The following is a 12,968-nucleotide window of genomic DNA, read 5'->3' as shown; positions in this document are numbered from 1 at the left end:
AAGACAAGCTTTTTTTATATGTAAAGTGTGATTTTCTTATTTAACCAAAAGCTTTGCTTTATAAATTTTCTCTCCAGAAAGATTTATGATATGAACTCCCGGTTTTAACTGTTCACGGTTAATGATAATATTATCATTGGTAATGTTTTCAATAATTCGAACAACTTTACCATTTGCGTCAACAACTACCAAACGATATTTTTGATTGGTTTGATTTGGAAATTTAACGTTGACTTTATCTACCATTGGGTTTGGATAAATAAGAAGCCTGTTATTATCTTCATCAAAATCATCAATAGCTGTAGCTACATCAACAATTATATAATCTGTTTTTGTTTTTGAAGCTGTAACTCCGTTAACATCTGAAACTTTAAGTGTAACACTAAATGTTCCAGTTTGTTCATATTGAACTGATGGATTTTGTTCAGTGTTGTCAGCAATTGTTCCTCCAGGTACAATCCATTCCCAGCTTACAATTTCACCATTAGATTGATCTGTAAAAACAATTTCTTCACCAGCGATAATAGTTGTAGAACTAGCAGTAAAATCAGCTGATATAGCTGTACTAATATCCTCATATCCTACTTTTACCTTAACGGCTAAAGCTGAATTTGCTTCAAAAGTGGAAGGGGAAGAATATGGATACCATGAATTGTTGTATTTTAGATAAGCACTATTGTTCCAAGTAATTTCTCCGTCAAGTGGTAGATGATATACTGCAAAAGTATCTACTGGATTTTCAAAAAAGATTTTATACCCTACAAAGAAATCATTTTCCACTTCAACAGGAGTATCTAAAATTATTTCATTGAACTGATTTACTTTTAATTGAGACAGAGGGATATCCTTTGAGTATAATTCAGTATCTGGCGCATCGGTACCATTCCATATCTTCAATTGAATTTTAGGATCGCCTGATTTTGATTCAACAATTACCGGATTCAACTGTACACTTCTTACAACATTTAAATTTGGATTGATCATCTCAAATTTTTCAGCAAATTCAGGCATACTATAGCTATTATGCCCTGTTACGTAGCCCCATGAAGTTTCTCCATTAAAGCTATAAACAGAAAGTTTATTTTCATCTTCTGCTGAAATATTATATAGAAGGTCATCTTCTTTATCTTCAGTGTTTAATACAGTTATATAGTTTATTTTTGTTTCTGTATTAGAAGTGCCATTTTCTCCTTTAATCTTTAGAGTAACAGTATAAACACCAGGAACATCATAGGTGACAACAGGATTTTGTACAGTGTTGTCATTTGTAGTTCCTCCTTCAAAAGTCCATTCCCAACTAGTAATATTTCCAGTGGACTGATCGGTAAAACTTACTTTTTCACCAGCAATAATAGATGTTGAGCTAGCAGTAAAATCAGGTACCAATAATGATTCAGCATCTTCATATCCTACTTTTACTTTTATTGCTAAAGCTGAATTGGCATCAAAAATAGAAGGGGAAGAATATGGATACCATGAATTGTTGTATTTTAGATAAGCACTATTGTTCCAAGTAATTTCTCCGTCAAGTGGTAAATGATATACAGCGAAAGTATCTACTGGATTTTCAAAGAAGATTTTATACCCAACAAAGAAGTCATTTTCTACTTCAACAGGAGCATCTAAAATTATTTCATTGAACTGGTTTGTTTGCAATTGAGACAAAGGTATGTTCTGAGAATATACTTCTGTGCCCGGAGCATCTGTACCATTCCATATTTTCAATTGAATTTTCGGATCGCTTGATTTTGATTCAATGATTACAGGATTTAGTTGAACACTTCTTACAACATTAAGGTTGGTATTGATCATTTCAAACTTTTCAGCAAATTCTGACATGCTATAGCTGTTATGTCCTGTTACGTATCCCCACGAAGTTTCACCGTTAAAGCTATAAACAGATAATTTACTTTCATCTTCTGCTAAAACATTATATAAGATATCGTCTTCTTTGTCTGCAGGATTAATGACTGTTATATAGTCAACTTTCGTTTCTGTATCTGTAAAACTACCTGATCCTGTAATCTTTAAGGTAACGGTGTAAACTCCTGATTGGCTAAATGTTACAACAGGATTTTGTACGGTATTATCATCGGTGGTACCACCAGCAAAATTCCATTCCCATGCACTAACTGTACCAGAAGATTTATCTGTAAAGGTTACTTCATCACCAACATTAACCGTTGTAGCACTTGCTGTAAAATCAGCGAGTACAGATTTTACAACAATTGCTGATTCAAGAACTTTAGTATCATCACCATTGGCATTTGAAACTTTCAAGCTAACATTAAATTTCCCTGCTGTATTATATAGTATATCCTCTGGATGTTGAGAAGTACTGGATGCTGTTTCAGCTCCTTCAAAAGTCCACTGGTAAGCATTTACTTCTCCAATCGATCGATCTTTGAAATTTACTTTTTCACCTATAAAGATAGTATCTGCGGTTGTACCAATATTGGCAACAGGAGTAGCACTGCTGTAATCAACGTCGGCATAATAAATTCCATTTGCATGAGTTCCAACCCCAATAAAGCCATCGCCTCTATTTTTTATCATAGATACTACACTATTTCCAATGGTATTAGCAGCTTCTTGAGTCCATACAGTAGAGCTTCCATTTAATTTTGTTGTACTATATAATCCAGTACTTGTACCGGCAAAGTAAGTGGTATCTGAAGGGGAGACTAGTATCGAAACTGTTCTTACCGAAGGTCCACTTCCCATAACGTTTCCATTCTCTTCTAAATTACCACTAACAGCCATCCATGAGGTCCCTCCATTGGAAGAGTAGAATATACTTTCAACCTTATAGTTTGAGAAAGCAACCAATACTTCATCTGCGTTTAAAGGGTTAACTGAAATAGAACTCACATAAGCATTTGTTGGCATACCATTGCCGGTAATATCTATTTTTTTAGCATCTGTCGAGTGAGAGTTTTCCATCTTATATACTTTCCCGTTTGATGAGCCATAATATAAAATGTGACTTGGGTACGTAGATGAGGCAAAGGTAGTTATAGTGCCACTTGCTTTTGATTCTTCCATTTTTTCCCAATTAATGGTTGTAGAAGAATTAGAATATAAAGGAATATCAAAGATATTTGAATTTCTCCAAATGTAGTTACCTCCAACAGAATAGACTATTTCACTGTTATTCGCATCAACAATAAATGGGTTGATAAATAATTGACCTTCTGCTTCCTCGGGATTAATTCTGGTCCAATCTCCATTGGTATATAATAAATACATACCACCATTTTGCCATGAAACGATTTGAGCTTTCCCTTGATCGGTTATAGCACAGTAGCTTCCATCGCCAGATAATGCTTCACTCCAATTGCCACCCGATGTAGCATCGTTTGTATTCCAGGTTCCATTATCTTGAAATCCTGCTACCATGGATTTATTTGCGAAAATATCATGATCAATAGCAACCGTATATGCTTGGGTTGTTAGATAACCATTATTCAAATCTATCCAATCTACTGGTTCTTCAATGCCGTCTGAAGCATCAGTATCTTCTGTTTGTTTGTAGTTACTAGTTAAACTTAATCCGCCATCATGACCACATATCATGCCTGCATTATCTGATTTAAACGCCATTGAATGAATGTCTGGGTGATGATTTTCATATTGAGAAACATTGTTTTTAGTGGAATATCCTCCAATCCAGTATGTATTATTATTCGTTGCAAAACCATCATCTGAACGATGAAGGTTTGTTCCTCCAATGAATACGATGTTTTCATTATCTGGAGCCACTTTAATAAGCATATTATAAGATCCTTGAGAGTTGTATCCACCCACATCTCCAGCGGCTGCAGGTATGTTATTAGATCTATCTGACCATTTGTAATTTGAACTGGTTTCATATTCAAGTTTCCACAGACTGTGATTTTCAAAACCTCCATCTGGGGTAGCAGCTAATACGTAAACTGACTTTTCATTTGAAGGAGCATAAGACAGTACAATTCTATTAAAATTGACTGGAAATTGATCAGGTGTAATGTTTGTCCATGAACCACTTGCTCCACTTTCTGATCTGAATATTCCTTTCAGATTACCATCGTCACTTAATGCCGCATACAATACTCCAGAAGGAGTACAAATAATATCACTGTAATAAGAATCTGAATCTATAACCACTTCCCAGCTATTTCCACCATCAGTTGATCTCCTGATCCCATTAGCTGTAGCTACATATACATTTCCATTGGTAGGATCTATGCAGATATTCCAACTGTAATCGAATGGATCATACGTTTGTGGAGTATTGGAAACTGTGGATGCTAGAACTTGCCAAGTTTCTCCATTATTGGTTGATTTGAATATGCCATCTCCACGAAATGGAGCCCCATCAGAACTAGCACTATTCCCACGAAGTTCTCCAGTAGCGTAATACCAGGTGTTACGATTTCCTTCACGTGGATCTTGAGCAATGGCGGTAATACTCTGAAGATTGTTAAGTTCTGTAACTTTATTCCAGCTAGAGCCATTATCTGTCGACTTCCATAAACCACCTGAAACTCCACCAGCAAGTATGGTATTGTCATTTGCAATGTCTATTGCAAGAGCTCTTGTTCTACCTCCAACATTTTTGGGACCTGCGCTGTAGAAGTTCAAGCCACCTGCTTTTGTGAACCTTCTTAATCCAGACTGTGGAGATAGAGCAAACTTCAATTCTTGTTCTCTAATATTATTAGGAACTTTTCCAGTAGTTGGATCAATCAACATTCTAGTTGCATAGTTTACTCTTGCATTTGGATCATCAGGTTTTCTTAAGACACCGTTTTTCTTATCCGAAATTTTAGATAATTTTCTTAAGTTAGGTATTTGGCTGGTTAAATTGTTATATGTATTCTCAGTAATAACAATACTTTTACTTTGTGTATTGTTTTCTTTTTTTGTTTTAAATGGTGTTTGAGCACAAATAGTAAGTGAAACTATCAGAGCTACACAAACCATAAATATATTTTTCATAGTAAATGGTGATAATTGTTTGTTAATTGACTTTATTAAGTTCCAAAACAGCCGATTCGTAGCGACCTTCTTTTCTCAAAATATTACATGAAATTTTTTCCATGTTTTTAATAGATTGAGCTTGAGATTTTGAAATTAGAATTGTAATCTCATCGTTTTTTGACAAGGTGCGATTAAAGCCTGCTCCATAGGCTATTACGGATTGTACTTTGCCTTTAAGCTTGTAGGAGCCATCTTTCGATATAACAATACAATCAGTAATTATTAGAGAACAAGTTCCAGGTGCAACTTGTTTGTCTCGATCAACATTTTTATCATGTTGATTAATGTTTTTTGGAACATTATTTTCATTTGCCATTTTGGGTGGGGCACAAGCCATGGCATAGATCGCTAATGCGATAATAGGTAGAATTTTTTTCATATTATTTGTGATTTTAGTTAGCAGAGCCCAAGTTATGAAAAAAATATTACGATCTATGATTTACATATAAAAAATTTCATGATGAAATAAGAATCACCGACATTTATGAAAGTATTTGTTCTTGTGTGATTTTGAATATTTGGAAATAGAATTACTTTTAATTACCAAATGTTAATTTGGGGAAGTCTTTGAACTTTAAAACTATTCTATTTTTCAAGATTTTCAGAAAAAAAGCCTCTACAATTGCAGAGGCTTTTTTGAATATTTTAAAATGAGATTATTTATTTTCAATAATCCAGTTTTTAGCATTTACAAAGGCTTCAACCCATGGAGTCAATTCATCTTCCATGCGATTTTCATCATAATATGCCCAGTTCCAAGGATAAGTAGCACGCTCCAAGTGAGGCATCATCGCTAAATGACGACCATCTTTAGAAGAAATAGCAGCAGTTGCAAATGGCGAACCATTTGGATTAGCAGGGTACTGATCGTAAGCATACTTCATTGGTATATTGTACTCCTCTTCTCCGAATGGAAGATCGAATTTTCCTTCTCCGTGAGCAACCCAGATTCCTAATTTACTTCCTGCAAGCGAAGAAAGCATTACCGAGTTATTTTCAGGTACTTCAACACTTACGAAACCAGATTCAAATTTGTGAGATTCATTGTGAATCAACTTAGGATGTTTTTCGTGCTCAGGATAAATTAACCCAAGTTCAGAAACTAGCTGACAACCATTACATACACCTAGACTCAAGGTGTCAGGTCTGTTGTAGAAGTTGTCTAAAGCAGCTTTTGCTTTTTCATTGTAAAGGAATGCTCCGGCCCAACCTTTTGCCGATCCAAGAACATCTGAGTTAGAGAAACCACCAACGAAAACAATCATGTTAACGTCGCTCAAATCTTCACGGCCAGCGATCAGGTCTGTCATGTGAATGTCTTTCACATCCATGCCAGCCAAGTGCATGATCCATGCCATTTCTCTATCGCCATTCACACCTTTTTCGCGTATGATAGCAGCTTTAACGCCTGATAAGTTTTTTCTCTTCGGATCGATTCCGTATTGAGCGAATTTACCAGTGAAGTTCTCAGGGAACTTGTAGGTCAATTCATTCTTCTTGTAGCTTTCGAATCTTTCCAAAGCAAGATCTTTACCTGATTGGTTGCGATCTAATAGGTAAGAAGTCTTGTACCAAAGGTCACGTAAACTTGCAATATCTAAATTGAATGACTGATCATTTTTAGCAATTGTGAGTTTTCCAGCTTCAGCAGGAGAACCAATAAAGTGGAAACGAAGACCATTATCAGCAAGAGTTTTGCTAACAGCATCCTTGTCAGCAACCTGGAAAATAACACCTGGATTCTCGCTGAAAAGTACCTTAATTAAGTCTTTCTCTTCAATTGAGCTTAAATCGATGTTCGCACCTAGTTTGTTATCGGCAAAACACATTTCCAACAATGCTGTAATCATACCACCGGCAGAAATATCGTGCCCAGCCAATACTTTTCCATCAAGGATTAATTGCTGCAGTGTTTCAAATGCCTTCACAAAGTAATCTGCATCGGTAACATCAGGAGTTTGCTTACCTAGTTTGTTAACGATTTGAGCAAAACTACTACCACCCAGTTGGAAATCATCTTTAGAGAAATCAAGATATACCAAGTGAGAGTTTGCATCATTTTTCATTACCGGAGAAATCATCTTTTTGATATCGATAATCTCACCTACAGTTGAAATGATAACAGTTCCCGGAGAGTAAACAACATCATCTTGTCCATACTTTTGAGTCATGGAAAGTGAATCCTTACCAGTTGGAATGTTTATTCCTAATTTAATTGCAAAATCACTAATCGATTCAACGGCATTGTATAAACGCGCATCTTCACCTTCGTTTTTACATGGCCACATCCAGTTTGCAGAAAGTGAAATTCCTTTCAAACCTTTCTCAATTGGCGCCCATACCATATTGGTTAACGATTCAGCAACCGATAAGCGACTACCGTTCTTTGAATCAACCAAAGCAGCTACAGGAGTGTGTCCAATGGATGTTGCAATCCCTTTTTCACCTTGGAAGTCGATAGCAACCGCACCAAGGTTATTCAAAGGCAATTGCAGTGGACCAGCACATTGCTGCATTGCAATTTTACCTGTTACCGAACGGTCAACTTTGTTTGTCAACCAGTCCTTACAAGCTACTGCCTCTAACTGAAGAACATTCTCTAAATATTCTTCGAATTTGTTAATATCATATGAAACAGCTTCGAATCCTTCGTTAACTGTCTTGTCGTTCATGATAGTTTTTGGTGGTTTACCAAACATTTCAGAAAGTCCAAGATCAATAGGATTTTCACCTGTCTTTTTATCTTCAAAAGTAAATCTCATATCACCAGTTGTTTCACCAATCTGATAGATAGGAGCTCTTTCTCTCTCGGCAATCTTAGTCAAAAGCTCAACATCTTTTTCCTTCATTACCAATCCCATTCTTTCCTGAGACTCATTACCTACAATCTCTTTTGCAGATAGGGTAGGATCACCAACAGGAAGGGCATTCAAGTCAATCTTTCCTCCGGTTTCTTCAACCAACTCCGACAGACAATTCAAGTGTCCACCTGCACCGTGGTCGTGGATAGAGATGATTGGGTTCTCATCAGCTTCAGCCATCGCACGAATCGCATTACATACACGTTTCTGCATTTCAGGATTCGAACGCTGAACCGCATTCAATTCAATAGAGTTGTCGTACTCACCAGTAGCAACCGATGAAACGGCACCCCCACCCATTCCGATACGGTAGTTATCACCACCAAGAAGAACCACTTTATCTCCTTTTTCAGGAACATCTTTCTGAGCTTGCTCCAAACGACCGTAACCAATACCTCCAGCTTGCATGATCACCTTGTCGTAACCATACTTCTTGTTGTTTTCAAAATGTTCGAATGTAAGAACCGAACCTACAATAAGAGGTTGTCCGAATTTGTTGCCAAAGTCAGAAGCTCCATTTGATGCTTTAATAAGGATCTCTTCAGGAGTTTGATACAACCACTCTCTTGCTTCAGTTGCGCTTTCCCATTTTCGAGAAGCTTCCAATCTTGGGTAAGAAGTCATGTAAACTGCTGTACCTGCCATTGGAATTGCAGCTTTACCACCAGCTATTCTATCACGAATTTCACCACCAGTACCAGTTGCAGCACCATTAAATGGCTCAACTGTAGTAGGGAAGTTGTGAGTTTCCGCTTTAAGCGAGATCACAGTTTCGATATCCTTTGTATAGAAAAAGTCTGCTTTGTCGTGTGAGTACGGAGCAAATTGCTCAGCTTTAGGTCCACCAAGGAAAGCACAATTGTCTTTGTATGCAGATACAATTCTATTGTGGTTTTCTTTTGATGTCTTTTTAATTAATTGGAATAATGAAGATTCTTTTTCTTCACCATCTATAATAAAGGTACCGTTGAAGATTTTATGACGACAGTGTTCTGAGTTTACTTGAGAAAAACCAAATACCTCAGAATCTGTTAATTTTCTGCCTATTTTTTCTGAAACATCATTCAAGTAAGAAATTTCATCAGCACTTAATGCTAAACCTTCTTGTTGATTGTATTCTTCAATATTGTCAATGTAAACAATTGGATCTGGTTGTTTGTCAATTGTATAAACTTCCTGATCAAGGCCTTTGTACATCGACTGAAGCATAGGATCAAAATCAGCTTTGTCGGAATCAACGAGTATGTATTGCTCTATTCTTAGCAAGCCATCAATTCCCATGTTTTGAGTAATTTCTACAGCATTTGTACTCCAAGGAGTAATCATTTCTTTTCTTGGACCCACAAAAATTCCATCAAGTGTGTCTTGATCTAATTTTTCCGCATTACCAAACAGCCACGATAGCTTGTTAAGATCTAATCCATTCAATTGGTTTGTTGCCTGAACAACAAAGTGTACTTCGTCTTTTTTGAAGAATAAAATCATCTTAAAGTCAACTTATAAATTTATAAAACTGGTTGAATGTTGTTTCAAAGTGCAAATATAAATAAAAGACTTGCATTATTGCTTTTATTTATATGCTGATTTATTTGAATAATCAAGAATAATTTTCCGCATAGCAAGCAAATAGATATTGTAGGTGTTCTCGCACAATAAATTGTTAAAATAGAACTGGAGTTTTAGCTCTTTTATATGCTGCAGAGATATGTTTTGTAATAGTAAATTTTTTGTCATTTAATTTGAAAAAAACATTTTCCTTTGGAGTGCAATTCAAAATGACGTTTAATTCTGCAAAGGTTTTCGAAAAAAACATGTGAAATCGTTACCGTAATACTTGAATTTAAATGTTATATTATTGAAATTCAATAGATAGAAAACTTTTTTGCAGTGAATCAAGAACATGTTGAAGAACAACTTTAATAATGTTCAAGATCATTGATCAAAAATTTTTGATTAGATATTTTTGTCCAAAATAAATTTTTAAAAATAAACTAGTATGAAACCAACGCATATTGAACATATCGGTATCGCTGTAAAAAGCTTAGAAGAAGCAATTCCATTTTATGAAAAAGTATTGGGATTGGAGTGTTACGCAATTGAAGAAGTTGTTGATCAGAAGGTGAAGACTGCTTTTTTTAAAGTTGGAGACGTAAAAATCGAGTTGTTGGAGTCTACAGATCCAGAAGGTCCAATTGGAAAGTTTGTAGAGAAAACAGGAGGTGGAATGCACCACTTGGCTTTTGCTGTTGAAGACGTACAGGAAGCATTGAATGATGTTCAGGAAGCTGGTTGCCAGGTAATCGATAAAGCTCCTCGTGGTGGTGCTGAAGGATTGAAAATTGGATTCTTGCATCCAAAATCAACAATGAGAGTATTGACTGAGCTTTGTGGAGACAAATAAAAACTCATAATTACATAAAAACTCAATAATTATATATATAACAACTCAATAAAGTTATGGCTAGTCAGGATAAGATTAAAAAACTAATTGATTTAAGAGCAGAGGCTAAGCTTGGTGGAGGAGAGAAAAGAATCGTCTCTCAACACAAGAAAGGCAAGTATACAGCTCGCGAAAGAATCGACATGCTTCTTGATGAAGGAAGTTTTGAAGAATTCGACATGTTCGTGACTCACCGTTGTACTAACTTTGGTATGGAAAAAACCAAATTCTTAGGTGATGGTGTTGTTACAGGACAAGGTACAATCGATGGACGATTGGTATTCGTATTCTCTCAAGATTTTACTGTTTTTGGAGGTTCTTTGTCAGAAACTTTTGCACAGAAGATTTGCAAAATCATGGATATGGCAATGAAAATGGGTGCACCAGTTATCGGTTTGAACGATTCAGGTGGAGCTCGTATTCAGGAAGGTGTTACTGCTTTGGCAGGATATGCTGAAATCTTCGAAAGAAATATTCTTGCTTCTGGGGTTATTCCTCAAATTTCTGCAATTTTTGGTCCTTGTGCAGGTGGTGCTGTGTATTCTCCAGCGTTGACTGACTTTATCATGATGACTGAAGAGAAATCATATATGTTTGTTACTGGTCCTAAAGTTGTAAAAACTGTAACAGGTGAAGATATTACAGTAGAGGATCTTGGTGGTGCTAAAATGCACGCTTCTAAATCAGGTGTTTCTCACTTCATGTTGGAAGATGAGGAAGAAGGTATCGCTATTATCCGTAAGCTATTATCTTACATGCCTTCAAACAACTTGGAAGAAGCTCCAATCGTAGCGAGTAACGACCCAATTGATAGAATGGAGGATGTTCTTAATGATATTATTCCTGACAATCCTAACATGCCTTACGATATGAAGGATGTTATTTATGCAATTGCTGACGATGCGGAATTCCTGGAAGTTCACCGTCACTATGCTAAGAATATCATCGTTGGTTTTACTCGTATGGGCGGAATGTCAGTAGGTGTGGTTGCTAATCAACCAAACTTCCTTGCTGGTGTTCTTGATATTGAATCATCTAGAAAAGCGGCTAGATTTATCCGTTTCTGTGACTGTTTCAATATTCCGATTTTAACATTGGTTGATGTTCCTGGCTTCCTTCCTGGATCAGGACAAGAATTCGGTGGTATCATTACTCATGGTGCGAAATTAATGTTCGCTTATGGTGAAGCTACGGTACCAAAAGTAACGATTACTCTTAGAAAATCTTACGGTGGAGCTCACGATGTAATGTCTTCTAAGCAGCTTCGTGGTGACTTGAACTACGCTTGGCCAACTGCTGAAATTGCAGTAATGGGTGCTAAAGGAGCGATTGAAGTACTTCACGGTAGAAAGCTTGCTGAACTAAGCGATGATGAAAAAGTGAAGTTCATTGAAGAAAAAGAAGTTGAGTACAATGAGGCATTTGCTAATCCTTACAATGCTGCTTCTTACGGTTATATCGATGATGTAATCGAGCCAAGAAATACTCGTTTCCGTGTGATTCGCGCATTCCAGTCTCTACAGACTAAGAAATTGGTGAATCCACCGAAGAAGCACTCTAATATTCCATTGTAAAAAATAGCACTATGATGATGAATTTATTATCTATAGGAAGTCAAGGAGGATGGACAGTAGCATTAGTGGGGTACTCAATTGTATTTGTTGCATTGGTACTTTTGGTTATTGTTTTCACCAATTTGCCTAAACTTCTGCAGCTTAATTTAAGAAAGAAGCTTGTAAAAGAAGGTAAACCTTGCGCAGAAGTTGATGATTTAACAGTTGAAGGAAACGTGAATGCAGCTATTGCAATGGCTTTGCATATGCACTTCAATCAATTGCACGATGAAGAAAGCAATATCATCACAATTAAAAAAGTTACTAAGAATTATTCTCCGTGGAGTTCTAAGATTTATGGAGTAAATAATCAACCAAGATAAAAAAATGAAGAAGTTCAAATTTACGATAAGAGGGCAGGAATACGATGTAGAAATCAAGGATTTTGAAGGATCGAATGCCAAAATTGAAGTGAACGGAACTAGCTATGATGTAGATGTACATGTTGAAGAAAAAGCAACTAAAACTCCTACACTAGTTCGCAAGCCTGTTGTTAATAAGCCAGGCGAAGGAAAAATTCAAAAAGGTGGTGCTGGTGCAATCACTGTTAAGGCTCCACTTCCAGGTAGCATTATTAAAATCAACGTTGCTGTTGGTGATACCATTAACCCAGGTGATACTTTGTTGGTAATGGAAGCAATGAAGATGGAAAACAATGTTATGGCTGAAAAGGGTGGTACTGTTAAAGCCGTTAAGGTTGCAGTAGGCGATAGCGTACTTCAGGACGATGTTCTTGTTGAAATTGCATAACATTTTTGAATTTAAAGTCAAAGAACTGACACAATGAGAAAACTTTATACATTGGTATTCTCGATGATTTTGATAATGGGGTTTGCAATAAACTCTATTGCTCAAGATCAAGGGGATGCAACAGCTAAACTAACAAGCGGAAAATGGGTTAACCACGCTGATGGTTATATTCCAAATCCTATTGGTGAATCGAAAACAACGGTAAAACGTTACAAAACTATTGAGTTCAAGAAGGATAATACCTTTACAATGGACTCTATTAAGCAGAGATTTACGGGGCAT

General features: G+C 36.3%; 7 protein-coding genes. 4 read left to right on the top strand and 3 right to left on the bottom strand.

The window, feature by feature from the left end:
* Positions 1 to 36: 36 nt before the first annotated feature.
* The 3 genes from M0051_RS08000 to purL all read right to left on the bottom strand — a co-directional run bounded on the left by M0051_RS08000 (position 37) and on the right by purL (position 9,368).
* Positions 37 to 4,980 (bottom strand): PKD domain-containing protein, encoded by a 4,944-nt coding sequence (locus tag M0051_RS08000; protein ID WP_306741008.1) that lies wholly within the window; start codon positions 4,978 to 4,980, stop codon positions 37 to 39.
* Positions 4,981 to 5,002: 22 nt separating this feature from the next.
* A complete protein-coding gene (locus tag M0051_RS07995; RefSeq protein ID WP_306741007.1) occupies positions 5,003 to 5,401 on the bottom strand; it encodes a hypothetical protein in 399 nt (132 codons plus the stop codon).
* Between the two features lie 277 nt (positions 5,402 to 5,678).
* A complete protein-coding gene (gene purL / locus M0051_RS07990) occupies positions 5,679 to 9,368 on the bottom strand; it encodes a phosphoribosylformylglycinamidine synthase (protein WP_306741006.1) in 3,690 nt (1,229 codons plus the stop codon).
* 511 nt (positions 9,369 to 9,879) lie between these two features.
* Between purL and mce the strand changes: the two genes are divergently transcribed.
* From mce to M0051_RS07970, 4 genes are read left to right on the top strand one after another with little or no spacing between them, the layout of a single operon-like run.
* On the top strand, positions 9,880 to 10,284 hold the full coding sequence (gene mce / locus M0051_RS07985; protein ID WP_054721465.1) for a methylmalonyl-CoA epimerase: 405 nt from the start codon (positions 9,880 to 9,882) through the stop codon (positions 10,282 to 10,284).
* 56 nt (positions 10,285 to 10,340) lie between these two features.
* Positions 10,341 to 11,897 carry an acyl-CoA carboxylase subunit beta gene (locus tag M0051_RS07980; RefSeq protein ID WP_306741005.1) on the top strand — a complete coding sequence of 519 codons (1,557 nt, stop codon included), beginning with the start codon at positions 10,341 to 10,343 and terminating at the stop codon, positions 11,895 to 11,897.
* An 11-nt stretch (positions 11,898 to 11,908) separates the two neighbouring features.
* A complete protein-coding gene (locus M0051_RS07975; RefSeq protein ID WP_243421787.1) occupies positions 11,909 to 12,259 on the top strand; it encodes an OadG family protein in 351 nt (116 codons plus the stop codon).
* Between the two features lie 4 nt (positions 12,260 to 12,263).
* Positions 12,264 to 12,686, top strand: a complete 423-nt coding sequence (locus M0051_RS07970; protein WP_306741004.1) for a biotin/lipoyl-containing protein — start codon at positions 12,264 to 12,266, stop codon at positions 12,684 to 12,686.
* The last annotated feature ends 282 nt before the right edge of the window (positions 12,687 to 12,968 follow it).

The organism is Marinifilum sp. D714 (assembly GCF_030851345.1).
Lineage (GTDB): Bacteria > Bacteroidota > Bacteroidia > Bacteroidales > Marinifilaceae > Marinifilum.
Note: the sequence above shows the minus strand (reverse complement) of the source record. Positions and strands in the feature narration are given on the sequence as shown.